Here is a 25,782-nt window from a genome sequence, read left to right on the forward strand (position 1 = left end):
AATTTTATAGTATCCGGGCTCATCGGTATAATGAATGATTAGTGATTTCATATACAAATACTACATCGATCCCGTCAAGTACGGCGAGCCCTATAATATTGTCGAGACGCTCACCTACGCGATTATCCTTATTATCGGCGTGTATTTGTTGTACCGCTGGTTCTCGAATTCGAAGTGGCTTTCAGAACGCGGCATAAAACTGGATTCCGGGTTCATCCTTGCAACGATCCCGTACGTGGTGCTCGGCGGCGTGCTCCGCGTTATCCAGGATGCCGGCATGGTCACGGGCGACTGGCAGTACCTGATCGTCACCCCCCCGATCTATTTTGTCCTCTTCTTTTTTGTTATCGGGATGATATTTGTCGGGGGCACGCTCAGGAAAAACGGGATCATTAAGGAATTTTTGTGGTTCTATGCCCTCGTGGGCTGCATGGCAGTCCTTGTCATCACGCTGATCCTTGCCGCGTGGGGGATGGCCCACACCCGTATCGATCTCTTCATCCTCGGCATTATCCCGCTCATGGCGATCACGGCATCCGTGCTTGTCTGGGCCTGCATGAGGTACCTCCTCAAGTGGGAATATGTCAACGATCCGCTCTATTTTGTCCTGATCTTCGGGCAGATGCTGGACGCCAGTGCCACCAGTTACGGCCTCACCTTCCACCCGGTAGTCCACTATATCGAGCAGCACGTGGTCGGGTCAAACCTCATTGAGATGACCGGCACCGCGTTTGTGATGTTTCCCTTAAAACTCGTGGTGCTGTTTCCGGCGATCTACATCATGCAGCTCTACCGGAAAGAGGCAAATCCCGCATTCTGGCACCTTGTCCTCCTCGCGATGATCGTCGTCGGTCTTGCCCCGGGTATCCGGGACATGGTCCGGATGGTACTCTATGTCTGATCCCGGTACACCGTACAACCCGGGCCATTCCCCGCTTGGGAATGCCATCATCCTTACGGTTCTTCTTTTTCTTGTCGCAATGATTGTGGGATGGGTCGGAACCGTACATAACCCATCGATCGGCGAGGACCTGATCGAGCTCTTCCAGAAAGAGGTCGCCGGCCAGATCACGGTCAGCGACCCTTTTGATATGTGCGCCAAGCTCTTTGTAAACAATTTCGAAGCCTGCATCCTGCTCTTCTTGGGAGGGGCTTCCTTCGGGATCCTTACGCTCTTTATTATGAGCCTGAACGGGATCGTGATAGGATCGGTCACCGAAATTGTCAGCCAGGGCCACTCGGCCACATTTATCGCAGCCGCACTGCTCCCCCACGGGATCTTCGAGATTCCCGCATTCATCATTGCCGGGGCGCTTGGGTTTTGTATGGCGCAGTCACTTATCGCCGAATGGTATGGGGCTGCGGATACGGCTGCCGATGCCGGGCGGTTAGCCCGGATCTTTCTCCTGTACGTGCTGCCTCTTATCGCAGTGGCGGCAGTGGTCGAGGCTTTTATTACGCCGGCAATCATACAATTGGTAGCTTAAAGAGGTTTTTAATGGTCGAGGATGCGGGCGCCCTGCCAAAGAAGGTGGATTTTTCCGAATGGTATAACGAACTACTGTGGCGTGCGGAGATCATGGACGTCCGCTACCCGGTAAAAGGGCTCTACGTCTGGTTCCCGTACGGTTTTGCGATCCGCAAATTTGTGTACCAGCGCCTGCACGAACTGCTTGACCGGGACCATAAGGAGACGCTCTTTCCCCTCTTAATCCCCGAGCAGGAGTTCATGAAGGAGGCAGAGCACATCAAGGGCTTCGAAAACGAGGTCTACTGGGTGACGCACGGCGGCACAACACCCCTTGACGTGAAACTGGCGCTCCGGCCCACGAGCGAGACGGCAATCTACCCGATGTTTGCTCTCTGGGTCCGTTCACATGCCGATCTCCCGATAAAGATCTACCAGGTAGTAAACACCTTCCGGTACGAGACCAAGCAGACCCGGCCGCTTATCCGGCTCCGGGAGATCACCTCGTTCATGGAATCGCATACGGTTCATGCAACCTGGGACGAGGCTGAGGCGCAGGTTGAGTCCGAGATTGTACTCGCCCGCGAGTTTTACCGGAGTCTCTGCGTCCCCGTTATCATCTCGAAACGCCCGGACTGGGACAAGTTCCCCGGCGCGGATTACACGATCGCCGTGGACACGATCATGCCAAACGGCAAAACCCTCCAGATAGGTACCGTCCACCACCTCGGCGATCATTTCTCCAGGACATTCTCTATCCAGTACGAGGACAAGAACGGCGAGCAGAAGGTCGCGTTCCAGACCTGCTTCGGGATCTCGGAGCGCTGCATCGCGGCGCTGATCTCCGTGCACGGCGATGACAAGGGACTCATCCTCCCGCCGGCAGTCGCCACGCTCCAGGCCGTGATCGTGCCGATCACGATTGGAAAACGTCACGACGATGTAATGGCTGCCGCGGAAAAACTCAAAACCGATCTTGAAGCGGCCGGTTTCCGGGTGAACCTGGATACCCGGGACATGCGACCGGGAGCGAAATACTACTGGTGGGAACTTCGGGGCGTCCCGCTCAGGCTCGAACTGGGCCCGAGAGATCTCGATGCCGGGAAAGCTATGGCGGTAAAACGGACCGGTGAAAAGACCACGATTTCTCTTGCGACAGCAGCTGACGATGTTACCCGGGTTCTTGGCGGGATCACAAATGACCTCCAGACAAAAGCCGAGGAGCACATGAAATCGCATCTCTGCACGGTTGATTCTGTGGATGCCTTAAACTCCGCACTCAATGAGGGGAACGTTGCGGTCGTCCACTGGTGCAGAGAGAGAGGGTGCGGCGATGCCATTGAAGAGAAGGCAAATTCGAGCCTGCTCGGGACTGAGGTCCGGTCTGACTATGTCAATGCAACAGACGGTCCCTGTATCATCTGCGGGAAGCCGGGGAAGGCAACCCTGGTCGGGCGGACATACTAATTCCTTTATTTTATCCAGGTACTGTTAACAGCGCCTCGCACCGGGCATAAGGGAATACAATTATTAGTATCTATAACCGGTGACCGTGCGTTAATGTTATGTGAGAATACCGCCCCCTATTTACATACGCAATCGCGTGCCCGCTAACACAATCATGTCGTACAAGAGTTGATACATGAAACCAGGAATTAATACCGTAATCCTGCTTGCGCTGGTAGTAGTTTTGAGTCTGCCGGCATCTGCCGGGCTCACCGTAGTGACCAGCGGCCCGCAGACCATTGCAAAAGCAGACACGGTCACGCTCACGGGTACCGATGCACAGAATGGTTCTGTCGCACTCTGGATAGTCGGGCGTAACTATTTTGACACGAAAACAGTAACACCGGATAAAAAAGGGAATTTCACCTTCGTTATCAAACCTGAAGAGTCCAACAAATTCTCCAGCGGGGAGTACGCATTTTTGATCCAGGATCCCGGGGCTGACAAAAGATTTGAGATCGCTCCGCTGCTCTGGAGCGATGGTATACGAATTGCAGATAATGGTAAAGTCATCACCAATATCGGTCTGGAATCATCGTTCCGGGCAGACATTGGTCCGGTAGCCGCCACCATTATCAATATATCTGGAGAGCCGGGCGTTGACGATATCTTCACTCCGTATTACTTTTACGTTGAGGAGCCCCATATGCGTTTCAACCGGGTCAGTGAAAGCTCCGGTACCCTGCCAGACCAGACCACCGGGGAAGCGCTTCTGATCACCGGTACAACGAACGTTGGTCCGGAGAACCTGCTCAAGGTAGAGATCAGAAATGCAACCTCGAATGATCTGATCACGTCACAAACCATCCCGGTGGAGACAGGCACAAATACAAACCAGTGGACCTATGCGCTCGATGCCCCCGGCCTGCCGGCGGGTTCGTATATTGTCACAATCGGTGAACAAAAATACACCACATCAGGCAATGCATCCGCACAGATTACAATTCTCGAATATCGTATGGCAGGCACCATCTCGCAGCCCCTGCAACCGGAACTGCCAGGAGGGGAGTCCAGTTATGGACTCATCTTGCCTCTGATCATCAGTTTTGCGGCCCTTGTGATCATCGGGATAATCATGCTGGTGTCATTGCGGAAGTGAGACTGTGCCCATACGAGCACCCTGAAAAAAAGAGCTCACCCGGTACGATCAGGATTCATCCGTTGACGAAGACCCAGAATACTACAAGCCCCAAGAGACAAGTCATAAAAATCAAAAATAAGATTTGATGAAAAACCGATTTGAGACTATTTTAGCACCGGTCGCACACGTACTGTATACGCACCGAGGTGTGACGCATATCACCGGTGATCTGTTTTCGTCCGCCCCGCACAAAGAGCCGGTTGCACTTCGCGCACCGCTTCGGCCGGACCCGGTCAATAATCCCCATCGGGAGTTCGAGAGAGAATTCCGTTCTCGTCCACTCTTCCGGGGGCTTGTCGGCATTCTGCTCGTAACTTGAGACAAACTCCATGATCTGCGATGGCGGAGCCCCAAGCTCGACAAACTTCTTGAAGACAAAATAATTAAAAATCAGCCACGAGAGGTCGGAACGATCAAGGATCCCATCATACTCGCCAATTGACTCTTCGAAGTCTTCCAGTGAACAGCCGCATAGAGGGCATTTGCCACCCACAAGCTCATCCAGAAAAACCTCTTCCTGACAGCCAGGACAGGTTGTGTGCGGGGCGTGCATGCGTGATGTCATTGTTGTTCTCCGGTTTATGGTCTGTTGTGTATTTCAGAATGCGCGAAGTAAAAATCATTATTGAGGTCGTATTGCTATCAGATCATACATGTGCCGGAGGGGCACTTATAGGTATCATCCGTGCACATTCACCCCGATAATATCTTTTTGGTGAGACTGCTAATCAGGATGCTTCGGGTTCCTGGGGCTCCATCACAAGCGTGCCAAAGACGACTTTTTCCAGTACCTGCGAGACATAGCGGATGTGCATCGCCTTCTCCAGATCCTCGTTCCGGTGGATGTCTGCATAGATCTGGAGACGCAGGAGCGCAAAACGGAACCGGTCAAGCGTCTCGTCGTCGAGTTTCATGGCCTCGCGGTAGACCGGCTCCAGGAGATCGGGGAATGCCTGCGGATTTTCCAGGCAGGCAATGACCGGCTCATAAATGGGGAGGGGGTCTGATTTTCCGGTGAGGATCCGCAGGTAGTCCATGCTGGTTTATCCCTCAACGACTTTTATGAGCCCTTCCATGATCTTGTCCACGCTCGCCCACGTCGCGCTGTCTCCGCGCCGGATAATAAACGGCCGGCCCTCGTCTCCAGCCTTGCGCATATCGATATCAATCGGGATCGCACCAAGGAACGGAACCGAAAACTCTTCTGCGATCTTTTTACCTCCACCTTTGCCGAAGAGATCGATCTCCTGGCCGCAGTGCGGGCAGAGCATCCCGCTCATGTTCTCGATAACACCAAGAACCGGCAGGCCGAGTTTCTCCACGAATTTTATCGCCTTTTTGGAGTCGAGCGTCGCAACATCCTGGGGGGTTGTCACGATCACGGCACCGCGCACGTTGGGCGCGAGCTGGGCAATCGTGAGAGCCTCATCGCCGGTGCCCGGGGGAAGATCCACGACAAGGTAGTCGAGTGACCCCCAGTTGACCTCGGCGAGGAACTGATTGATTGCCGCCATCTTCATGGGCCCGCGCCAGATGATCGGGGTGCTTTTATCGGGCAGCAGGAATGCCATCGATATAACCGAGAGCGATCCTGTGACATGGACCGGTTCGATCTTGTTGCCGAGCGTCGAAAGCTTGTGATCCTCAATCCCGAGCATCTTGGGGATGTTGGGGCCGTGCATATCGAGATCCAGAAGCCCGACATGATAGCCGTGGCTGGAGAGCGCATATGCAAGGTTCACAGATACAGTCGATTTCCCCACACCGCCTTTCCCCGAAAGGACAAGGATAACGTGTTTTACATCGATGTCCGCCTTGGGGGGAAGGCCGGGTTTATTATCCGAGCAGGTTCCCGCTGTTGCACAGTTGGAGCATTCGTGGGAGCAGGAGTCTTTCGTGGGTTTGTCCGGAATAGTACCGGCAGGTTTCTTTGCCATGGGTTGCCTCTGGAGTACGATACGGTACTTCTATCCTCTAACATTCTCCTTTTAACACAATAAAGATGTGGAGATGATGACAGTCCATTTTTGACAGGGCAGGTTGTTATTCCGGTATGCAATCAAGCCCGGGGGAGTAACATTTGATATCCACTACCGGTGTCCCGTCAAGTGCGTCCAGCCCGTGCACAACAAGCTTGTTATTATCCCTCCGGACAAGATCGGCAACCGAGAGCCCGATCGGGTTGGGCCGGTGAGGCGAACGGGTAGCAAACACCCCGTGTTCGATACCGGTATGTGGGGGTGTGGCGGTAAGAGCCGTGCGATCGGCCCGGTCAAGCCAGTAGAGCACAATAAGATGTTTCTCACGTTCCACATCCCGGAGGCCGGAAACAAACGGCTCATAGATCTCAATGACAGACTCTTCATCAGAAAAACGGCCCTGCCGGGGCGCATCTTTTGGTATTTTGTATGGTGAATGGATCATTCCTATCGGTATGACTTCAAAGCAGTCCGGGCCGGTCATGGCAGTATATCCCTGATATCCACGTTTTACAGGGTTATATAAGAGACTGCCGATAGGTACCGGTACCATTATTCCCGCATACAAAAGCGATCAGTGATACGACATCATTGACACTTTTCCCGGCATTGGACACACTGCAGGCATGTGTATGAACAGTACGTTTATGAGGCCTGCCGTTTATGATGCGAGTACCGGATGTGAAGTCCCTATGGAGACCTTAAGTGTAAGAATTTCTGTCAGGAACCTCCCAAGCGCGTACACCTGTGACGGGGAGAACAAGTCGCCGGAGATTGAAGTCGGTGATGTGAATGTCGAGCACTCAAAATGCCTTGCCATCATCTGCAACGATCCCGATGCACCCGGGGGCGGAGGTTTTATCCACTGGATTGCATGGAATATGGAACTCGCGAAGCTTATCCCGGAAAGGATCCCAAAAGACCCCATAGTGACCTTTCCGATCAAGGCGGTACAGGGAACAAACAGTGTTGGAACGATCGGGTATTCCGGTCCCTGTCCGCCTCACGGTCAGACGCACCGGTACTTCTTCAAGGTATACGGGCTGGATGCCGAACTCGACCTTGCACCCGGTGCCACAAAAAATGAATTTTTACGAGCCATGGGCGGGCATGTCGTCCAGTACGGTGAAACGTACGTGACATACGGGAGATAACCCGGACGCCGGACCGGGATACGGATCGAAACACTCACAATCAACAACGGGTAGTTGTACACTGACGGCATGCCCCCCGGAATGCACCGACCCGGTGTATTCATTTTCATTTGGCCCCATTCCACGGGAACGGTACTGTAAAATGCATCAGCCTTAAAACCCTCCGCTCCCCAGATTGACATGAAATATGAGATCTAAAGGAGCTCGCCCTGGACCGGATCACGGGCAGGAGTCGCGAATTTACCGGTATACACAACAGCGCGAAGCCCTGCTCTCACCCCATGCAGCACGGAGCGATCAGGCCCTGCGGCGGAAGAACCGGAAACCGGAAGATATCCGAACCCCGTATTCCCGGGACGCAGACAGGATCCTCCACACCCGGGCATATACACGGTATATCGATAAGACGCAGGTATTTTACCTGGTCGAGAACGATCACATCACCCACCGGGTGATCCATGTCCAGCTCGTCTCGAAAATTGCCCGCACGATCGGGCGGTGCCTGCGCCTCAACGAGGATCTCATCGAAGCAATTGCTCTTGGGCACGATATCGGCCACATCCCGTACGGGCATTTTGGCGAGTCCTGCCTCTCGGCACTCTGTGAAGAGCACGGGATCGGAAAATTTTACCACAACGTGCAAAGCGTCAGGTTCCTTGACCAGATCGAGGACCAGGATCTGACCATGCAGGTACTGGACGGTATCCTCTGCCACAACGGAGAGACCGATGACGTCCGTATCTCCCCCGAGCCCTGCCCGGACTGGCCTGCGTTCGACCGGAAAGTCGGGGCCAATGCAGCAGGGAACAGGTCCGGGGCACCGATGACACTGGAAGGCTGTGTCGTAAAATTTGCCGACACGATCGCCTTTATCGGCCGCGATCTCCAGGATGCCCAGGAGGTCGGCCTCATAAACGACATGAATGACATCCCGGGAGAATGCAAAGAGATATTCGGAACCGACAACCGTGCTATCATCGATACCCTGATCCATAACCTGCTTAACAACAGCGATGCCAGTGAGGATGGTTTTATCGCTTACAGCCCCGATGTGGAACATGCGCTCGCGACCCTGAGGGCATTCTCCCGGCAGCGGATTTACAATAACCCGAAACTGACCGTTGAAAGTGAGAAGATCAGAACGATGTACCGGATCCTCTTTTCGAAGTATCTTTGTGATATTGAATCAGATCGTCGTGACTCAAAAATTTTTAAAGAATTTATTAATTCACCATGGGTCAACCCAGACTACAGCCGCTCGACGTCCCCTGCCGGACTTGTCCGCGACTTTATCGCCGGCATGACCGACCGGTATTTCCTGAAACGCTTTGAAGAGTGTGTGCTGCCGCGCCGGGTTGAAGGCTCATTCCGGTAAATCGGCACACGATTTAGTCGTACTTACCTTTCGGGTGTGCCCAGCCGGTAAACCCGCAGTAGATGCAGCCGACACCCTCGCACTCAGAGCAGATCTGTTTAGGCGCCCGGACGAGAACCGTTCCTGTCTTGTTACAGTATGTACACCCAATTCCATCGCAGTGCCCGCAGATCACAGGCTCATATGTTTTCTGTTCTTCTGTCATACCAATCACCTGCTCATTTATCGTCTTCATCAAGGTACCGGGAGAGTGCATCCAGCAGCTCGTCCGCGGACTGGTACCGGTCCTGTGGCTTCTTTGCCAGGCATTTTAAGATAATCTTCTCCACAGCCACCGCACCCGGGTTATATTCCTTCGGGGGTGTCGGGTCTTCCCTGACAATCGCATTACCGACTTCAACAATACTCTCTCCTCCAAAGGGTATCGATCCGGTGACCAGTTCATAGAAAAGTGCACCCAGCTGGTAGATATCCGTGCGGACATCAGTCCTGCCAAATTCTGCAGGAGAGACCTGCTCCGGTGCTGCATACGAGAGCGAGAATCCGGCAACGGTTGACTTCTCCATCGTGGTCGCAATGACCTTGCTCATACCCCAGTCGGTAATTTTCGGAACAAATTCACCAGTCACAAGAATGTTATGCGGCTTGATGTCACGGTGGATAATTCCGTGGGCATGGGCGTACGCGAGCCCGTCCGCGATCCCGTGGACAAGATGCACGGCCTTCCAAACGGGCAGGGGTTTTGCCACCGCCTCAAGCGATCCCGGCACGTACTCCATCTCAACATAGGGAACCGGGAGGATGTTAACCTCCAGTACTTCGACGATATTTTTGTGCCGGAGTTTCTGCCACGCGGTGATCTCGTTTAAGAAACATTTGCCGGTCATTTCGTCAAAACTGATAGGGATCTTGACGGCGACCAGCCGGTTGTCCGTTTTACGGTGTGCAGCAAAGACATTCGCCACACCCCCACTCCCGATATGCCTGATATCCACGTACCGGTCCTCAAGTTCCGGGGGGAAATAGAACTTATGACCGGATGCAGGCGGCGTTTCTTTGGGGGTTTGTGCGACTTCAGTCTCCGGGGCAGGCTTTATCATATTTGACCCTGTATCCGGAGGAGGGGAGATATTCGCGTGTACTTCTTCGTGGTCATTCAGGTCCGGCACGGGCATGGGATGTGTCTCTTCCGATAACGGGTTTACCGGAGATTTAGTCGGGTGATTTTTACGATATCTAAAGAAGATCACACCACCGGCACCAGCGATACACACCAGCAGTACCAGTACGAAAAACACAGCCAGCGGACTGCCACCGTTGTCATTACCTGCCAGGGGTACGATATCCGCCAGGGGGAAAATCTGATCAACCAGGGTGGTGTTATCTGTACTTGTGGGGATTGGCTGCGTTGCGGCAACGCTACCGAACGCAGCAGGCTGGATTTGCGAATAATACTCGATAGGATCAATAAGTGGGGCAGGATCAACTTTGTTCTGGTTTGCTGATATCCCAAGGTTGAGATCCGTCCCGGACACCACCGTATACGGTGTATCCCCTATGCCATCGGAGTTCGAGTCTGTTCCAGGGTAATCACTCCAGTAATTACCCATCCTGCCCACTACCGTCTTTCCCAGATACACATATGACATACCCGATAAGGATTCCCACTGCGAGCCGGTGCTTTGTGACTGGACATTTTCTGCATTGGAAAATGTGTTGTACGTAACGGTATTACCGGTTGATTTTTCATCAAGCGTTATTCCAATGGTGTTTTTTAATATCCGGTTTCCCTCAATCAGGTTGTTCTTTGCATTTGTGAGCACGATACCTGCACTGCGGCTGTCAGTGACAGTGTTGCCGGAGATAGAATTATCGTCGGCAGATACCAACTGGATACCCTCTGCATTCCCCGCAAGTGTGTTATTCTCTATCGTGTTCCCGTCTGAGGTAATGAGGACACCGCTCATTGTCGCACTGTTCTGGAGAATAAATCCCTTAACCGTACAACCATCAGCGACAACCGCAATGGCCGCTCCCCGCTTTCCCGGATCTATAACAGGCGCGCCGCCACCGGAATCGACTCCGATAAGCGTGATCTTCTTGTCGATTCTGACCGTTTCCGGATAGGTTCCGCTCCGGACCGTGACCGTATCCAGGGGAGATGCCCAGGTGACCGCATCCTGGATACTGGTAAATCCCTCCCCCGTGGGCGCAACAGTATACTGTGCTCCCGCTACCGGAGAGATACATGCCGCACCCATGAGCAGCACTATTACACAACAGGAGAGGAAATTACCGGGATTGCGCATCATACAGGGGAAACCGCTATTCTGAAGTAGTTTTTATTCATCGGTCTGTGTCGGGAACGAAAGGACGGTTCTCATCTAACCATTATAGTCTGAACACTCATTTGGTGATTTTGGGGATGATCAAGAGCAACCTGGCCCCACCCGCTCCTTTCGCAAGTTCAAGGAGATCACCATCATGAACCGGTGTGGGTACACCAGATTTCAGCTGTGCATTATTCAATACAGTTCCACCAGTACTCCCGCAGTCTTCAAAGTACCATTCGTCCTTTTTCGAGAGAAACCTTCCATGGGGTTTTGATATCCGGGTCACCGCTGTATAGGTACCGGAAATTTCAACATCTGCATTCCCGATCGTATCCGCCGGGCGTTCGGGATCGAGTCTCCCGACAGGGACCAGGTTAGATCTCAAAAGGAAGATCCTGCCGTCATCATGGCCCCCCAGAACGATTGCTGCCGGTATGTTACCCAGCACTTCCTGAGTAAGCGTGCTTTTAACCGATTCCAGCCTTTTCGAGATCTCTCCCCCGATAATCTGGACATGCGTATTGGAGAACAGGCCAAGATTCCGGATAATGGCTTCCATACCGCCGGGCACAAGCGAGTACTGCCAGACAGGGTGAATACCTTTTGAGGTGGGAGAACCGAGGCCCGCCTCTTTTTTTATCACCCCGATACTCATGAGTTTGTCAAGATGTTTTTTTGTGTTTTCGTAGCTGGTCTCGATCTCATGAGAGATCGCCCGCGCATCACGGGGTTTCTTTTCGAGAAACTTCACAATTTTAAGCCGGGCGCTGCTTGACAGCACATCCAGATAATCTGATAGCTCATCGAGCGATTCAGTAGAATCCGCAACAATAATCGTGGGAGACTTATCTACCGGGTTCATATTCTTCCTGACAGGTACGTCGCTTTGTCGTCCTATAACCCTATGCACGTGCAAAGGATATGGGTTTGCCGGTTATGTGTTGTACTTCCCTTGACCATCGTATAACTCACGGGTTAGATGCTCCAACCCGTATCATGGTGGCAATATATCTGGAGATGCATGCAACTTTGAGATCAGGTGACAGCCGTTAGGAATATCAGCGTGTCACCGACCCATAAAAGAAACAAATGGAGGCACTCACACGGACACCGGTAAGATCATGATGGGAACAGCACTGCTCCTGATCATGATCAGTTTCGTTGTGCATCCGGCGGGTGCCGCAGAACCCGGTGACATTCCCACGGTTGGGCAGGTGAATGTTACTGTAGACAAGGAACCGAAGCCGGGATACAGTGACACATCCTGCATGACCGGAATAACCGGGCCCTGCGATTCAGCCACGTACCCATACAAATGATTGCCTGCCACCCCATTCCTCAAGAAAAAACCTCATGTTCCAACACACGAGTGCCATGAGGGACGGACTGCAAAGGTGGCCCAGAGAAATATACCTGCCCGACAGGTTCATGAAACACAAGAATTCTGCCGGAAAAATCCTGATGCACATCCTCCAGGCTTCATACAGGAAAAGCCAATCCAATACTCCTTTTTTTTGGTCTTCCTGACAGGTATCAGGGATTCGCTGAAATCCGGGATCTCATCGGTTTGAATTCCTCTTCAAGGCTATCACGGATTTGTGGATATTTCCGTGATCTGCATACTATTCCGCTGTTTTTTAGGAAAGAAAAGCGACATGACCTATCAGTCAGAAAGCGCGGGCGGGGTAGGGGATCAAGGGATGACCATTTTGAGATCATCCCCGCACAGGATACAAAAACGGGGGATTTTCCCGGGGTTGAAATTGTTCTTATCGCTTCTTTTGCATCATCATGACAACTGCACCGATTCCGACAATCCCAAGCGCAGCAATGGCAGTCATTCCGGACGCAGGGGATTGTTTAGTCGTGGTTGGAATCGGCGTCAGAACAGCAGCCGTGGTCGCCTTTGTCGTCGGGCGTATCGAATACGTGGGCAGAGGCGTCGCGGACTGCGTGGTGGGGGTTGTCAGCGTAGCCGGAACCGGGATCATGAAACGTACGTTATCGATCCATCCAATGGCATACTTGCTCGTTGTGCCATAGTCACCGACGGAACCAATAGAGATCCGGTTCATTCCTGATAGGGAGTCCTGGGTAGCGACATAGTAACTCCAGACCTGCTCACCGGTTGCCTTATTGGTGACGGTTTCAGTTACAACATCCGTATCAGCATTATACCCCACATTGACGTGATACGTGGTATTGACTGCATACTTGACGGACGGTCCTTTATAGGAGGTCGTATCACTGTTGACCTCTTCCAGTTTTGCACTGGGGGTGACGATGTGAAGCCACATGATCTGGCCATATTTTGCATTCGTAAATTCCGTAACGACATTCGGGCCTTTATTGCGGTTCATCTCCTTCCCGGAAAAGCCCAACCGAAATGAGGCCCCCTCGTCCACCTGCTCCAGCAGGACATCGTACTCAAAGGTAAACGATCCACCTTCGTAATTGATCGTAGGTGTATACGCATAATTGCCGGTACTGGGTTCAATACGGAAATGATACATCTCCTTTGACTGATCCCAGTAATCGGAAGAGGGATTATTCGTCGTCCATTGCGGGTTCGTTACGAAGGTGGTCTCGTAGAGCACCTTTTGTGTTCCGGTGTCAGCCTGGATCGGGCACGTAAGGAAGATGAGCGCCGCAACAAGCGTAAGAATAAAGAAAATCCGTGGATGTTTCATGAATGATACTCCCCACTATCAAATGACGATCGTGCCAAGGTACTCTCATGTACCAGGATATCCCCCGGGCATATCAACACGAACGTGTAGTGTAATTATGTTGCACCACCGTTTTTAAAAATATCTGCCAGTTCGTCCCTCACGGTAAGGAACGGCAATCCGGATCAAACACTATATTTATCTTCGAAATAAGGCAATATCATAAAGCAGTATTAAAAAACGCGATAGTAGTCTAGCGGCAGGACAGGAGCTTCCCAAGCTTCTAACCCGGGTTCGATCCCCGGCTATCGCATCAGTATGGACACGGAACCTGAACGTTGTGCAATGCGGATCATTGCCGAGAACACCAGGGGCGTGCTGCGGGATATAGCGACAGTTATTGCCGAACATGAGGCAAACGTCCTCATGATCAACCAGGAGATCTTTGAATCCGGCCCCCACGCAGGTATGGGAGAACTCTATATTGAGTATGAACCGGGCCCAAACCGCGAACAACTGATTCGTGACCTCGATGCCCTTCCATCGGTAAAGGAGGTAAAATCCTTCCAGCCCTTTGGCGATATCTTCGGGTCGCGTGTGATCATCATCGGGGGCGGCGCACAGGTCGCACAGGTGGCGCTCGGCGCAGTGAACGAGGCAGACCGGCACAATATCCGGGGCGAGCGGATATCGGTGGATACCATTCCCCTTGTCGGTGAACGGACACTTGCGCTTGCCGTCGACGCTGTCTCACGGTTGCCCCGTGCATCCATTCTCGTGCTTGCCGGGTCGATTATGGGAGGGGATATCTCAAAAGCAGTCGACCGTGTGCGTGAGGTAGGTATCCCGGTCATCGCGCTCAAGATGGCGGGAACCGTGCCACAGCATGCAGATCTGGTTGTCACCGACCCGATTCAGGCGGGAGTATTTGCCGTCATGCACATAAGCAGCAAGGCGGTCTTTGATATCAACCGGGTCCGCGGCAGGGAATTTTAATGGATATTATCGAGAGGGCCGTGTCGGTGCTGATGCATGACAGCCTCATCGTCTATCCAACCGATACCATCTATGGTCTTGGCGCCGATGCCTTTTCAGAAGAGGCAATAGTGAAAGTTTACGAAGCTAAAAAGCGGGATCTTGCAAAGCCGATCTCCATTGCGGTTTCTGATTTCGAGATGCTTGCCGCAGTATCCCATATCGATACCCGTATGGAGGTATTTATCAGAAGATTCCTGCCCGGGCCGGTGACGGTGGTGGTGCCGGCACGAAAAACGATTCCCGGCATCCTGACCGGGGGAACCGGGATGATCGGTATCCGCATCCCGGCGCACGACATTGCCCGGCAGATCATCGAGCGCTTCGATGCACCCATAACCGCAACGAGTGCAAACTTCTCCGGGGGGAAAGACCCGCAGACCCCGGACGAATGCACGGTGCCCCACGATCTTCTTATTGACGGTGGAAAACTGCCCGGGACGCCAAGCACGGTTGTCGATCTTATCACAAAAACGATCGTCCGCCGCGGTGCGAATGCCGATACAATAGAAAAATTTCTAAAATCCAACTGATAAAGAGACTGCCTTTATGCTGCCGATCCGACTGCGCGATTTTGTAGAAGATCCTGATGGCTGGCTCTATGCGGTTTCCACCTACGACAACGAAAAAAACGTCGGGTGCGTGCTCAGGTATGTGCCGGACAGTGAGGGCGAGCGGGTTGATCCGTCCGGCCAGCGATACCGTAAATACGATTTTGAGGATGCGTACAGGAAGATTGCACGTGAAAAACCGGCATATGCAGGGCTTGTCCAGCGCATTCCCGCTGCTGATTTACGCCGGGTGTTAAAACCGGACCTGGAGATCTCCCGTATTGCCGAAACCCACCCGAGGGTCAACAAACTGCTCGACCTGTTCCACCTGCCGCCGGGTGCGGTCGGTTGTACCGGGTCGCTCCTGTGCAAACTCCAGAACGAAAGTTCGGATATCGACATGGTGGTGTACGGAAAACACTGGTTTACCGCGCAGGCTCTCGTGAAACTGGGTATCGCGGATGGCAGAATTGAGGGTATGTCCCCGGATATGTGGCGCAAGGTGTACGAGAAGCGCAAACCTGAGATCCCTTATGATGTCTTTGTTCTCCACGAGCAACGGAAATGGAACCGGGGACAGATTGAAGGGACCTATTTTGATATTCTCTATACGCGCTCCTATGATAACCTCGCCGGGGCACCATCGGGTAAAGGAGAAGTGCTTGGTAAACAGACAATTGTTGCAAAAGTGACCGATGCTTCGCTCGCATTTGACAACCCGGCAGTCTACATTATCGAGCACGACTCAGTCACAAAAGTCCTCTCGTTTACCCATACCTACAGCGGGCAGGCACTCACGGGAGAGACCATAGAGGCGTGCGGGATCCTGGAGCAGCATGGTCGGGAACGCTGGCTCATCATCGGGACGACCCGTGAGGCAAAAGGAGAATATATTATTTCAAAGACCCTGCTTGAGGAGTGATTTTGTTTTTTATCTCCTCAAAATCCACAATTTTATCTACAAATACCGTCATCTGGGAGAGGATCACGGGATCGAGACCGTTTTCCACGCATAAAAAGATACCAGATACTTCAGATATTTTCAGCTTGTTGACCACGAAGTGAAGAAATTTTGAAGCGGTCGCTGACGGGATATGGATCAGGAGCATACTCACCGAATCAAAGATAATGCATTTACGGGGCGAGGGGATCTGCTTAAGAAATTCCGTAATAGCAATTCCGAGGCCGGTCAGGTCAGACGGCTGGTTGACATACCGGATATGCGGGTTCGAAACCGTTGTACCACCCGAGTAATGGGTGACCGCATCGACGACGAAATACTGATCCGGGGATATTCCCTCCTTTGCGTAGGATTTGACCAGTACCTGGCTGGGCTGGTTGATGGATACAATAAGGGGTGTGCAACCTACAGCCAGGCTCTTTTTGACGACCATTATATTCATGGCGTTAGTATCCTGCGGGGCAGATAGCAGGAGGTAAAGTTGTGTATCTTTCGTGAGATCAAGACCCTGATTATCAGCCACGACTTCACTTCCTGATGAAAAATTCCCGGAAGCCTTCAGGTATATCGTCCCGTTCTTCTGCTGCAGTTCTGGCAAGTTCCTGCAAGGTTGCGGCCATTGTCATAATATTATTAGACTGTATCCGGATCTGCATCCGGATCTCCTCGGCAGTATATTCGCCGGAACCGACCTGCAGTTCAATCTGATATAAATTCTGTCCGGTCAGCTCAAGGGGTTTTTTGATCCGGAGGACGGATTCGTTCAGGTACGCAAGGAGCGCAATTTTGCGTTGCTCTGCTCTTTTCCGGTCGCGGATATCGACAAAACTTTCGATCAGGTACGCTTTTCCCCCGATGGAGGCCGGTGCAACAGTCTTGAGGACAGGAATCTTCTCACCAGTGGCCGAAATGAGGACACGCTCGGTGTTATGGAATGATTTGTGTAAATCAGTTATCGGGCATTCGCCACAGTGTGCCAGGCAGACAAAATCATGGCAAACCTTCCCCACCAGTTTGTCCTTTTTTACGCCGAGTAACGACTCGGCATGGTCATTGGCATCGATAATCGTGTGAGTCTCTGGTTCGATGATTAAAATACCGGTCTGGATCCGGTCGAAAACCATTTTGAAAACATCTTCACATGAGGTATCCTCTGCCTTGCCGACACTATTTTTTGCCATATTACTAACCCCCGTAACACATCTGGATGTGTTCGGATATCTATTTCCTGCGTATATCATCCTGTGGATTTCAGATTCCGGGTACCTGGTGGGACCCCATGCCCCAAAAGGGGATGATGGCTCTCACCAAGGGAGAGATGAGACCAAAAAGGCACAAAAATTATAGGTAAGGGGAGGGGGGAGCACCCCTGCCATCCCACTTTAACGAGATTGTGGGTCAAGGATCGTTTTCCCACAGTCAGTACCCAGCTGATCATCTGAAGAGCCGGACAGCAGCCACGCTTTTGGCCTGCGCCAGCATTCGATGATCCCTTCGTACCATTCCGGGAGAAACTCCATGGAGGGAACGAACTGCAATTTTTTCAGAATGTGCTGCATAATGGGCCGGGGCATTACCACCCGGACATCGTATCCTTGTTCAAGCCACTGTCGGAGCAGCGTCTGGGTATTACCTTCATTTTTATCACGGGATATGATGAAATGGAGGTAGAGCTGGTGGTTTCCCTTAAGTTCAAGCCAGCCGGAGAAGAGGGATTCAAAAAATCCCAGTGCATCGCCGTCAGGTGTACCAGATTCAATTCGTTGCGCATTCATAGGGTCACTTCTTTTGATGATTCATACTGTTTACAGGAACTTCCTTAAAAGATGCGTGTCTGTGCAGCGTGAAAGTGAAGATCTCTGACACAAAGGATAGCCACTATAACCCGTTCTACCCACCGGCTTCTTGACCGGCCCTGATCTCTGGTAAGTCGGCAGGATGATGAGATGAAACCCGAACTGCCGTCCTGGCACCGTACCAGATCCATACGTGGTATACCCGCTCGCAAGGTTACACCCCTCCACCAGGTAAAGTGGAGGGATACCTCCCTCTCGGCTCCACTCATACGACCACCATTTCCCGTGGACTTCCAGCGGTCAATAAAAAAATTTTGGAATGTTCGGAAAGGGGGGTACCCCCCACTCACAAAAAAGAGAGGTACCCCTACCCCCCCGATCAATTTTTTAAAAGTTTTACCCCCCACCCCCCTGTCCGGGTACATGAGAGGGACTACCCCCCCTTTCCTGCACCTGCGCGACCGGCGCTTCGTGTGAAACGATCGTCTGAACCCATATTTTGTTTACTGATGTCAAGGGGGGGTAGGGGCCTCCCTTTTGGCAAAGGGGTACCCCCCACTCACAAAAAAGAGAGGTACCCCTACCCCCCGACCGATTTTTTAAAAGTTTTACCCCCCACCCTCCCTTTTTTAATTATGGAGGGGGTGCCACTTTCGTACGAAAGGGGGGGTCGGGCACATCCGGGTATGAATTCGTAACGGGTACTGTTGCCATTCCTGCGGCCATGTGGAGAGGTTCTGACAGGAAAGTTCCGTTTTTTCATGTATTGGGGGGCCGCTCACTTCGCTATTTATCACTTCACCGAAGTTCTAATTCGATTTTTTAAGGGATCTATGACGGTTATTTTCGATTAAGAGGATTCAACCCTGTAAGACCTATCTGTATGGCAAAGCCATAGTGCATATTTATATTAATATACTAGTACGATATTGTGATGTTGGATAGCTATGGGTGTGTGCACACAGGAAAGGACTGAAAAAACACCTGGTTTCCTGAAAAATTTGTGCACAGGTTTTTCTCAAAGGGCCTCGGTAGTGCTCTTTTCGGGAAGCCAGACTTGACGGAAATCCCGGGAAAATGCCAGACTTGTAGTTGCTGCTGACAAGAATTTGTTAAAAAATTTCACGAGATTACCGGCTGACAGGGATGGAGTCATCCTGTCAGGAAAAATTTTGACGAGGGTGTTTCATGAGAGCGGGAAAGTCGCTATTATGGATGGGCTGGAGATCCCGAAGACTGCTGAGAATGAATGAGCATGAAGACTTGTGGGAAGGAGGAATCGCATCCTGCCCCACGGGCGAAACCTGGGGTGCACAATCTGAACTTTCTGGTGATGAGATACCGGCGTGCCGTTCAGAAAACCTCGTCGCTGACAGGATTTGTTCCGGGTGATTAGCATGGGAGGTATACAGTTTTTTTCTTTTATTCTGGGAGGGGATAATCCGGAAGGACATCCGGAACACTCCACGGGATTTAATACTCCCTCTGGGAACGCGGTGAATCAGAACTTCTGGCACATTGGGGCATCTATTGTGGTTCCCGTCCGGTTATCGATAAAACCCCTGCGGGGGGCTACCGGTTTTCCTGCCCCCCACGCGCGTATTCCGAAAAAATACGGGAAGACCCGGTCCGCATGGCTGCTCGTCTCCTTCCTTATTTTATTCTGCCTGCTGCTGGTCCTGCCGGTAGTCGGTGAAGAAATAATGTTCCGTTATGATGCCAACCATACCGGCGATTACAGCGCGGTAGCTGGTACCACCGGTACTACGGTATCACTACTCTGGAAGTTCACACCGAGTATTAGTACACCTTATCACTATACCGATCCGACAGTAGCAAACGGTGTGGTGTATGTTGGGTTTCCTCCCTACCTTTATGCACTGAACGCCACTACCGGGATCCAGATCTGGAACCATACGGCCGGGGTTGATGTTCCTTATATTAACACCCCGACGGTTGTGAACGGTGTGGTGTATTCGGAGGAGGGGCTATCGACCAACATGTACGCACTGAACGCCACTACCGGGGCCCAGATCTGGGGACGTTGTATTTCTGATTATTCTCCGACTAATGCCAATCCCGTAGTATCGAAGGGTATTGTCTATATCGGAGATGGCCAAAATATACTCTATGCCATAAACATAACGACTGGCGAAATACTCTGGCAAGGTGGCCCCTTCGAAGAAAGGGGGATGATTTATGGCGGGTTCTTTTCAACTCCGGCAGTGACAAACGGCATCGTCTATGCGGGACTGGATAATGGATACGTCTTTGCATTTAACGCTACAAACGGTGTCATACTCTGGAATCACCCTATGAGTGGCGTTCACCGGTCCAGTCCGGCGGTAGTAAATGGCATCATGTATGTGGGAAGTATGGATCATAAAGTCTATGCACTCAACGCCACTACCGGGACCCAGATCTGGAACTTCACGACCCTAAGTGCTGGAACTTCCAGCCCATCGGTAAAAAATGGCATCGCGTATGTGGGAAGTATGGATTATAAAGTCTATGCACTCAACGCCACTACCGGGACCCAGATCTGGAACTTCACGACCCTAAGTGCTGGAACTTCCAGCCCATCGGTAGCAAACGATGTGGTGTATGTGGGAAGTATGGATCATAAGGTCTATGCACTCAACGCCACTACCGGGGCCCAGATCTGGGACTATACCACAGGAGATTCGGTTCAAACATCCCCGGCAATAGTCAACGGTGTGGTGTATGTAACAAGTGATGATATGAGCGTTTATGCACTGAACACCAATGGGGGATCTGCGCCAATCGCTTCTTTTTCCGCAACACCCGTATCCGGCACCGTACCACTGACCGTGCAGTTTAATGATGCTTCAACCGGTTCTCCTACCACCTGGAACTGGACGTTTGGTGACAATTCACTTGTAAATGCAACAGTACAAAACCCGGTGCATACCTATACATCAGCCGGTACCTATACCGTGTCCCTGACTGCAACGAACATGTATGGCAGCAATACCGTCACGAAGACGGGATATATCGCGGTGAACAACGGAAGCGTGTCGGTGGAGACGGTCGGTGTATTCCGGCCCTCAACCGGCACCTGGTATCTGGATTCCAATAATGATGGAACGACCGATATATCGGTAAAGTTCGGCAAAAATGGCGACACGCCAGTAGTGGGAGACTGGAACAACGATGGGTATAATGAGATCGGTATATTCCGGCCCTCAACCAGTACCTGGTATCTGGATTACGACTTCGATGGTACGGCCAATAAAACGGTTAGGTTCGGCAAGAATGGCGACACAGAGGTAGTCGGGGACTGGAACGGAGACGGAATATCGGATATCGGCGTATTCCGACCTTCCACCGGATACTGGTATCTGGACTATAACTTCGATGGTACTACCGATAAAACGGTTAAGTTCGGCACTAAAGGCGACACTCCTATGGTAGGGGACTTTAACGGAGATGGAAAATCAGAGATCGGGGTATTCCGACCTTTTACCGGATACTGGTATCTGGACTATAACTCCGATGGTACTACCGATAAAACGGTTAAGCTCGGCACTAAAAGCGACACTCCTATGGTAGGGGACTTTAACGGGGATGGAAAATCAGAGATCGGGGTATTCCGCCCTTCCACCGGATACTGGTATCTGGACTATAACTTCGATGGTACTACTGACAAAGCGGTTAAGTTCGGGAAGAGCGGGGATATACCGGTTACCGGGGACTGGAACGGGACCGGGACCATAGGGATCGGTATTTTCCGTCAATCCACGGGTTACTGGTACTTGGACTACAACAACGATGGAACGATCGATAAAACGGTTAAGTTTGGGATTACAGGAGACACTCCCGTAGTGGGATAGTGGGACACTAGGTGTAAAGGTACCGGTCAGAATCACCTGTTTCCCAATTCTAAAAAAATATGGACCGTATCGGGGGATTTCCATCCGATGTTCCCATAATTTTATCTCTTTTCCATTTCATGGGTATGAACCCTCATAACCTCAACTGCGAGCCCCGTCATGCGTTTCTGTGAGCGATTCTCATGCCCGAGGGGTGGTGTGCATATGGAGCAAGCGAAAAGGAGCCCTTTTTTAGGATCCTGAGGGAAACCAGGATAATCCTTTTCAATGTAAAACCAAAAAGAAAATAAGCACAACTTGAGATCTCTCCTGTAGGGAAAAACCCATTTCGAGAGAGAAGAGCACGTTCAATGCAATTCTTAATTTTTTTGCTTCTCATGAAAGGGGATATTGTATGTCGGGATTCACAATTGATGTAGTTAAAAAGCCAGTGTTGCCAACTCTGATCCTTTTCTGTATGATTTTCGTCGTGACAGGGGTTTCGGCTCTTGCGGATGGATCAGCACAAAATGCCGGAACGTCAGGAGATGGACTCCAGCAGGCCCCGGTCAACCCGTTATTCCTCAGTTATATCGAGGAGAAGAACACCGGGGTAAATACGGTATCTGCACAGGAAACCGTAAGCGGACAGAATCTGGGGTATGTCCCATCCCCGATATACCGTCCCCAGGTACGGGGTATCCCGATCTCATTATCACAGGAAGAGGGTTCTCCTTACACTACAGGGACTCCCCAGTCAACGTATACAGCAACCTATGACCTGCGGACTGTCGGCAAAGTCAGCCCGGTTAAAGATCAGACCTTTTTTGGGACCTGTTGGGCATTTGCCTCGTATGGTTCACTGGAATCCACGCTCCTGCCGGTGACACCCACGCCGGATTTCTCCGAGAAAAACCTTGCAAACCTTGCCGGTGCCGGGTTTTATTGGGCAGTCCCGGATGGAGGGGGGAACGCGTGGATGTCCCTGGCATACCTGACGAGATGGAACGGTCCGGTGAATGAAACAACAGATCCGTACCCTTCTACGAGCGTATGGACGAATTCAAGTACCTATCCCCCCGTGCAGCACGTTCAGAACGCAATACTATTTCCCGCCCGAACATCCGCGACTGATAACAATAATATCAAAAGTGCATTGACGAATTATGGTGCAATATACTCATCATTTTACTGGCACAATTCGTTCTATAATACATCTCACACAACATATTACCACCCTCCCGATGTCTCGGACCCTGCTAATGGCGGAGGGCATGCGGTTACGATAATCGGCTGGGATGACAACTATGCGGCATCGAACTTTACCACCATGCCCGCCGGAAATGGGGCGTGGCTGGTAAAGAACAGCTGGGGCACCTCGTGGGGGAATGAAGGATGCTTCTACGTATCCTATTATGACAAATATTTCGGCAATATGGGCGGAGTAGGATATGAAACTGCATTATTCCGTGGCGAGGCAACCTCAAACTACAATACCCTCTATTCCTACGATACTCTGGGAGAAGTGGGTGATTATTATCATGATACCGCAAAAACGGGGTCATATGCAAATGTCTTTACCGCCACATCATCAGGAAACCTGTCTGCTGTCGGGTTCTATACAACCGATATGAACGTTCCCTGTACTATCAAGATTTATAAAAACCCGACGTCCTCGGCACCCAATACCGGAACCCTCTCGGGCCAGTACACCACTACGCTGGCCAACATGGGGTACAATACCGTAGTATTGCCATCCGCAGAACAGGTTCCTCTTGCAACGGGTGACAAATTCTCGGTTATCGTTACGGTTACCAACCCGACGAATAATTGGTATATCCCGGTTGAATACAATTACGCAGGATATACCAGCGGCATTACTTCCACTACTGGCCAGGGTTATGCACTCGCAAATTCCACATGGGATGACTGGTACACGGTACTGCCCAACAGTCACATCTGCCTGAAGGCATACACTACCGTTTCGTCCACGGCCCCTACGATCACCAGCGTTTCACCGACAACCGGTTCAACTGCGGGTGGCACTTCAGTAACCATCACCGGGACAAACCTTAACGGAGCGACTTCAGTAACCTTTGGCGGTACACCAAATGCTACCGGTGCCATGACCGTTAATAACGCTACTTTAATCACCGTAACCGCACCCGCTCATGCAGCCGGAACCGTTGACATCACTGTCACTTCACCCGCCGGCACATCTGCGATTTGTGCAGCCGACAAATTTACTTACGGGGGAGAGCCGACGGTATCCACTGAAATGGGTACGTTCCGTCCCTCGACCGGATACTGGTATCTGGATACCAACGGCGATGGAAAAGTTGAAAAAACAGTAAAGTTCGGCAAGAGTGGCGACATACCCGTCGTGGGGGACTGGAACAATGCCGGGCACTCCGAGATCGGAGTGTTCCGGAACTCGACCGGATACTGGTATCTGGACTACAACAATGATGGAACGGCAGATATATCGGTAAAGTTCGGCAAGAGTGGCGACATACCCGTCGTGGGGAACTGGAGCAACGCCGGGCACACCGGGATCGGCGTATTCCGACCCTCAACCGGGTACTGGTACCTTAATTATAACTTCGATGGAACGACCGACAAAACAATAAAATTTGGCTTGAATGGCGACACCCCGGTAGTGCCAGCAACGGGAGACTGGGCGTAAATATACCGGTTAAAACAATCATTTTTTGTTCAGAATAGTACCTGCGTAAAATCCAATGGAAGATATGCCCTTCATTTCCCTGCAGTATCGACGGGCATGCAGACACCCGGTAGTATCCCTCATCCGGCTACTTCACTCTTTATCGTTTCACTTGCGTTCTAACCCGGCTTTTTTTAGGGATCTATGACCGTTGTTTTTCCGGTTCAATATGATCTAACCGCGTAAGTCCTAAAACGGGTAGTGAAAAAAGAGAATTTCGGAAGATATAATAGCCATCAAAAAATAATGGACACATAATTTTCGATATTTGAGCATAATCTGTACTTTTCCCGGTACCAACAGGGTAACCAGCAAGGTAATAACGACAACGTGGGATTGTGCCCATCATCGAAATTTTGGGCTTTGTGAAAAACATGATTAAACCAATCGGGCATTTCACACACAGGATCGTTTTCATCCTGTGCATGGTTATTGTCGTGGCGGGGATCGGTGTGCCGGTCTGTGCTGGAACAAACGGGAATGATTCCGTGGCAACCTCTGCCGTTCAGGAGAATGTGGCGGTTGTAACGCCAACAAGTACACTGATCGATAAAACCACGGTTTCAACAACATCAGAAACACTGATGACACCTGCCTCAACCGCCATTTCTGTGCAGACGGTATCAGGTAGTTCTGTCGCTCGAATGTCACCCAAGGGTCGGTTTAGTTCGCATTCGGCATCGGGTATTGGTCTTCAAAATACCCAGCATCGGTTCAGTTCACAATCGGTATCAGGTGCCGCTCTACAAACCAGCCAAGAGAGTGGAGCTACTCCCGTATTCCAGTGGGCGGTGCCTTCATCTGTCGGAGTGCACCCGGCTTGTGTTGCAGGGGATAGTTTCGGAAATGTCTATGCCACGGATTGGATGAGTAATAGTGTCTGGAAATTCACATCGGATGGAACATATGTGACAAAATGGGGATCCTCTGGTACTGGTACCAGCCAGTTCGACGATCCTATGGGCATAGCGGTGAGCCCGGTGAACGACAATGTCTATGTTGTTGACAGGGGCAATTCCCGGATCCAGGTGTTCACAGCTACCGGCACGTATGTGCGGCAGTGGGGGTCAAAGGGTACTGGCACCAGCCAGTTCGAGTATCCTACGGACATAGCGGTGAATTCGAGCGGAAACGTCTATGTCGTTGACTCCGAGAATAACAGGATCCAGGTGTTCACATCAAATGGCACGTTTGTGGCACAATGGGGGTCAGAGGGTACGGCTAACGGCAAGTTCGAGTATCCTACGGACATAGCG

At 51.5% G+C, this 25,782-nt stretch carries 24 protein-coding genes and 1 tRNA gene; 14 read left to right on the forward strand and 11 right to left on the reverse strand.

The features are described from left to right. The first annotated feature begins 34 nt into the window (after nucleotides 1-34). From WCX19_RS12865 to WCX19_RS12880, 4 genes are all read left to right on the forward strand, one after another. A complete protein-coding gene (locus WCX19_RS12865; RefSeq protein ID WP_373008773.1) occupies nucleotides 35-901 on the forward strand; it encodes a DUF63 family protein in 867 nt (288 codons plus the stop codon). Continuing rightward, nucleotides 894-1,487, forward strand: a complete 594-nt coding sequence (locus WCX19_RS12870; protein ID WP_373008775.1) for a stage II sporulation protein M — start codon at nucleotides 894-896, stop codon at nucleotides 1,485-1,487. The genes WCX19_RS12865 and WCX19_RS12870 overlap by 8 nt, the downstream gene beginning before the upstream one ends. A gap of 11 nt (nucleotides 1,488-1,498) precedes the next feature. Continuing rightward, entirely contained in the window at nucleotides 1,499-2,935 is a 1,437-nt protein-coding gene (gene proS / locus WCX19_RS12875) for a proline--tRNA ligase (RefSeq protein WP_373008777.1), read from the forward strand. 175 nt (nucleotides 2,936-3,110) lie between these two features. Continuing rightward, a complete protein-coding gene (locus tag WCX19_RS12880; protein WP_373008779.1) occupies nucleotides 3,111-4,073 on the forward strand; it encodes a hypothetical protein in 963 nt (320 codons plus the stop codon). Nucleotides 4,074-4,224: 151 nt separating this feature from the next. Here the strand turns inward: WCX19_RS12880 and WCX19_RS12885 are convergent, their stop codons facing one another. The 4 genes from WCX19_RS12885 to tsaA form a co-directional block, all read right to left on the reverse strand. Next, a complete protein-coding gene (locus WCX19_RS12885; protein ID WP_373008781.1) occupies nucleotides 4,225-4,680 on the reverse strand; it encodes a hypothetical protein in 456 nt (151 codons plus the stop codon). Between the two features lie 163 nt (nucleotides 4,681-4,843). After that, the gene (locus WCX19_RS12890) at nucleotides 4,844-5,152 is read right to left on the reverse strand and encodes a hypothetical protein (RefSeq protein WP_373008783.1); all 309 of its coding nucleotides are present in this window, start codon (nucleotides 5,150-5,152) and stop codon (nucleotides 4,844-4,846) included. Nucleotides 5,153-5,158: 6 nt separating this feature from the next. After that, on the reverse strand, nucleotides 5,159-6,052 hold the full coding sequence (locus tag WCX19_RS12895) for an Mrp/NBP35 family ATP-binding protein (protein WP_373008785.1): 894 nt from the start codon (nucleotides 6,050-6,052) through the stop codon (nucleotides 5,159-5,161). Between the two features lie 106 nt (nucleotides 6,053-6,158). After that, nucleotides 6,159-6,578 carry a tRNA (N6-threonylcarbamoyladenosine(37)-N6)-methyltransferase TrmO gene (gene tsaA, locus WCX19_RS12900; protein WP_373008787.1) on the reverse strand — a complete coding sequence of 140 codons (420 nt, stop codon included), beginning with the start codon at nucleotides 6,576-6,578 and terminating at the stop codon, nucleotides 6,159-6,161. A gap of 208 nt (nucleotides 6,579-6,786) precedes the next feature. On the opposite strand from tsaA, the gene WCX19_RS12905 reads away from it, so the two are divergent. Together WCX19_RS12905 and WCX19_RS12910 are read left to right on the forward strand one after the other, a co-directional pair. After that, on the forward strand, nucleotides 6,787-7,248 hold the full coding sequence (locus WCX19_RS12905; protein ID WP_373008789.1) for a YbhB/YbcL family Raf kinase inhibitor-like protein: 462 nt from the start codon (nucleotides 6,787-6,789) through the stop codon (nucleotides 7,246-7,248). A gap of 187 nt (nucleotides 7,249-7,435) precedes the next feature. Further along, the gene (locus WCX19_RS12910) at nucleotides 7,436-8,623 is read left to right on the forward strand and encodes a deoxyguanosinetriphosphate triphosphohydrolase family protein (protein ID WP_373008791.1); all 1,188 of its coding nucleotides are present in this window, start codon (nucleotides 7,436-7,438) and stop codon (nucleotides 8,621-8,623) included. Nucleotides 8,624-8,636: 13 nt separating this feature from the next. On the opposite strand, the gene WCX19_RS12915 is transcribed toward WCX19_RS12910, so the two are convergent. The 3 genes from WCX19_RS12915 to WCX19_RS12925 all read right to left on the reverse strand — a co-directional run bounded on the left by WCX19_RS12915 (nucleotide 8,637) and on the right by WCX19_RS12925 (nucleotide 11,818). Next, nucleotides 8,637-8,828 (reverse strand): hypothetical protein, encoded by a 192-nt coding sequence (locus WCX19_RS12915; protein WP_373008793.1) that lies wholly within the window; start codon nucleotides 8,826-8,828, stop codon nucleotides 8,637-8,639. 13 nt (nucleotides 8,829-8,841) lie between these two features. Further along, nucleotides 8,842-10,935 (reverse strand): protein kinase, encoded by a 2,094-nt coding sequence (locus WCX19_RS12920; RefSeq protein ID WP_373008794.1) that lies wholly within the window; start codon nucleotides 10,933-10,935, stop codon nucleotides 8,842-8,844. Nucleotides 10,936-11,029: 94 nt separating this feature from the next. Further along, complete coding sequence (locus tag WCX19_RS12925) at nucleotides 11,030-11,818, reverse strand: FHA domain-containing protein (RefSeq protein WP_373008796.1); 789 nt, start codon at nucleotides 11,816-11,818, stop codon at nucleotides 11,030-11,032. Between the two features lie 259 nt (nucleotides 11,819-12,077). On the opposite strand from WCX19_RS12925, the gene WCX19_RS12930 reads away from it, so the two are divergent. Next, entirely contained in the window at nucleotides 12,078-12,275 is a 198-nt protein-coding gene (locus tag WCX19_RS12930; protein ID WP_373008798.1) for a hypothetical protein, read from the forward strand. A gap of 450 nt (nucleotides 12,276-12,725) precedes the next feature. Here the strand turns inward: WCX19_RS12930 and WCX19_RS12935 are convergent, their stop codons facing one another. Then, a complete protein-coding gene (locus WCX19_RS12935) occupies nucleotides 12,726-13,646 on the reverse strand; it encodes a hypothetical protein (RefSeq protein WP_373008800.1) in 921 nt (306 codons plus the stop codon). A gap of 221 nt (nucleotides 13,647-13,867) precedes the next feature. On the opposite strand from WCX19_RS12935, the gene WCX19_RS12940 reads away from it, so the two are divergent. The 4 genes from WCX19_RS12940 (at nucleotide 13,868) to WCX19_RS12955 (ending at nucleotide 16,133) form a co-directional block, all read left to right on the forward strand. Continuing rightward, a tRNA-Gly gene (locus WCX19_RS12940) sits at nucleotides 13,868-13,938 on the forward strand. A gap of 5 nt (nucleotides 13,939-13,943) precedes the next feature. Further along, nucleotides 13,944-14,621: a DUF5612 domain-containing protein gene (locus WCX19_RS12945; RefSeq protein WP_373008802.1), complete on the forward strand. Its 678-nt coding sequence runs from the start codon at nucleotides 13,944-13,946 to the stop codon at nucleotides 14,619-14,621. Then, complete coding sequence (locus WCX19_RS12950; RefSeq protein ID WP_373008804.1) at nucleotides 14,621-15,193, forward strand: L-threonylcarbamoyladenylate synthase; 573 nt, start codon at nucleotides 14,621-14,623, stop codon at nucleotides 15,191-15,193. Before WCX19_RS12945 ends, WCX19_RS12950 begins: the two co-directional genes overlap by 1 nt. 16 nt (nucleotides 15,194-15,209) lie before the next feature. After that, a complete protein-coding gene (locus tag WCX19_RS12955) occupies nucleotides 15,210-16,133 on the forward strand; it encodes a nucleotidyltransferase domain-containing protein (protein ID WP_373008806.1) in 924 nt (307 codons plus the stop codon). Here the strand turns inward: WCX19_RS12955 and WCX19_RS12960 are convergent. The 3 genes from WCX19_RS12960 to WCX19_RS12970 all read right to left on the reverse strand — a co-directional run bounded on the left by WCX19_RS12960 (nucleotide 16,105) and on the right by WCX19_RS12970 (nucleotide 17,947). Next, nucleotides 16,105-16,695 carry a hypothetical protein gene (locus WCX19_RS12960; protein ID WP_373008808.1) on the reverse strand — a complete coding sequence of 197 codons (591 nt, stop codon included), beginning with the start codon at nucleotides 16,693-16,695 and terminating at the stop codon, nucleotides 16,105-16,107. The two genes, WCX19_RS12955 and WCX19_RS12960, sit on opposite strands and share 29 nt — an antisense overlap. 4 nt (nucleotides 16,696-16,699) lie before the next feature. Continuing rightward, nucleotides 16,700-17,353, reverse strand: a complete 654-nt coding sequence (locus tag WCX19_RS12965; RefSeq protein ID WP_373008810.1) for a PAS domain-containing protein — start codon at nucleotides 17,351-17,353, stop codon at nucleotides 16,700-16,702. A gap of 201 nt (nucleotides 17,354-17,554) precedes the next feature. Beyond that, entirely contained in the window at nucleotides 17,555-17,947 is a 393-nt protein-coding gene (locus WCX19_RS12970) for a hypothetical protein (protein ID WP_373008812.1), read from the reverse strand. A gap of 1,517 nt (nucleotides 17,948-19,464) precedes the next feature. Between WCX19_RS12970 and WCX19_RS12975 the strand changes: the two genes are divergently transcribed. The 3 genes from WCX19_RS12975 to WCX19_RS12985 all read left to right on the forward strand — a co-directional run. Beyond that, on the forward strand, nucleotides 19,465-21,822 hold the full coding sequence (locus WCX19_RS12975; protein WP_373008814.1) for a PQQ-binding-like beta-propeller repeat protein: 2,358 nt from the start codon (nucleotides 19,465-19,467) through the stop codon (nucleotides 21,820-21,822). Between the two features lie 469 nt (nucleotides 21,823-22,291). Next, on the forward strand, nucleotides 22,292-24,487 hold the full coding sequence (locus tag WCX19_RS12980; RefSeq protein ID WP_373008816.1) for a lectin like domain-containing protein: 2,196 nt from the start codon (nucleotides 22,292-22,294) through the stop codon (nucleotides 24,485-24,487). 413 nt (nucleotides 24,488-24,900) lie between these two features. Then, a partial coding sequence (locus tag WCX19_RS12985) for a 6-bladed beta-propeller (protein ID WP_373008818.1) occupies nucleotides 24,901-25,782 on the forward strand: 882 nt, incomplete at its 3' end.

It is taken from the genome of Methanoregula sp. (assembly GCF_041663825.1).
GTDB lineage: Archaea > Halobacteriota > Methanomicrobia > Methanomicrobiales > Methanospirillaceae > Methanoregula.

What these genes read in the sequence shown, in the direction of transcription:
- WCX19_RS12865 (WP_373008773.1), top strand. Translation starts at nt 35, where the DNA reads ATGATTAGTGATTTCATATACAAATACTACATCGATCCCGTCAAGTAC.
- WCX19_RS12870 (WP_373008775.1), top strand. Translation starts at nt 894, where the DNA reads ATGTCTGATCCCGGTACACCGTACAACCCGGGCCATTCCCCGCTTGGG.
- proS (WP_373008777.1), top strand. Translation starts at nt 1,499, where the DNA reads ATGGTCGAGGATGCGGGCGCCCTGCCAAAGAAGGTGGATTTTTCCGAA.
- WCX19_RS12880 (WP_373008779.1), top strand. Translation starts at nt 3,111, where the DNA reads ATGAAACCAGGAATTAATACCGTAATCCTGCTTGCGCTGGTAGTAGTT.
- WCX19_RS12885 (WP_373008781.1), bottom strand. Translation starts at nt 4,680, where the DNA reads ATGACATCACGCATGCACGCCCCGCACACAACCTGTCCTGGCTGTCAG.
- WCX19_RS12890 (WP_373008783.1), bottom strand. Translation starts at nt 5,152, where the DNA reads ATGGACTACCTGCGGATCCTCACCGGAAAATCAGACCCCCTCCCCATT.
- WCX19_RS12895 (WP_373008785.1), bottom strand. Translation starts at nt 6,052, where the DNA reads ATGGCAAAGAAACCTGCCGGTACTATTCCGGACAAACCCACGAAAGAC.
- tsaA (WP_373008787.1), bottom strand. Translation starts at nt 6,578, where the DNA reads ATGACCGGCCCGGACTGCTTTGAAGTCATACCGATAGGAATGATCCAT.
- WCX19_RS12905 (WP_373008789.1), top strand. Translation starts at nt 6,787, where the DNA reads ATGGAGACCTTAAGTGTAAGAATTTCTGTCAGGAACCTCCCAAGCGCG.
- WCX19_RS12910 (WP_373008791.1), top strand. Translation starts at nt 7,436, where the DNA reads ATGAGATCTAAAGGAGCTCGCCCTGGACCGGATCACGGGCAGGAGTCG.
- WCX19_RS12915 (WP_373008793.1), bottom strand. Translation starts at nt 8,828, where the DNA reads ATGACAGAAGAACAGAAAACATATGAGCCTGTGATCTGCGGGCACTGC.
- WCX19_RS12920 (WP_373008794.1), bottom strand. Translation starts at nt 10,935, where the DNA reads ATGATGCGCAATCCCGGTAATTTCCTCTCCTGTTGTGTAATAGTGCTG.
- WCX19_RS12925 (WP_373008796.1), bottom strand. Translation starts at nt 11,818, where the DNA reads ATGAACCCGGTAGATAAGTCTCCCACGATTATTGTTGCGGATTCTACT.
- WCX19_RS12930 (WP_373008798.1), top strand. Translation starts at nt 12,078, where the DNA reads ATGATGGGAACAGCACTGCTCCTGATCATGATCAGTTTCGTTGTGCAT.
- WCX19_RS12935 (WP_373008800.1), bottom strand. Translation starts at nt 13,646, where the DNA reads ATGAAACATCCACGGATTTTCTTTATTCTTACGCTTGTTGCGGCGCTC.
- WCX19_RS12945 (WP_373008802.1), top strand. Translation starts at nt 13,944, where the DNA reads ATGGACACGGAACCTGAACGTTGTGCAATGCGGATCATTGCCGAGAAC.
- WCX19_RS12950 (WP_373008804.1), top strand. Translation starts at nt 14,621, where the DNA reads ATGGATATTATCGAGAGGGCCGTGTCGGTGCTGATGCATGACAGCCTC.
- WCX19_RS12955 (WP_373008806.1), top strand. Translation starts at nt 15,210, where the DNA reads ATGCTGCCGATCCGACTGCGCGATTTTGTAGAAGATCCTGATGGCTGG.
- WCX19_RS12965 (WP_373008810.1), bottom strand. Translation starts at nt 17,353, where the DNA reads ATGGCAAAAAATAGTGTCGGCAAGGCAGAGGATACCTCATGTGAAGAT.
- WCX19_RS12970 (WP_373008812.1), bottom strand. Translation starts at nt 17,947, where the DNA reads ATGAATGCGCAACGAATTGAATCTGGTACACCTGACGGCGATGCACTG.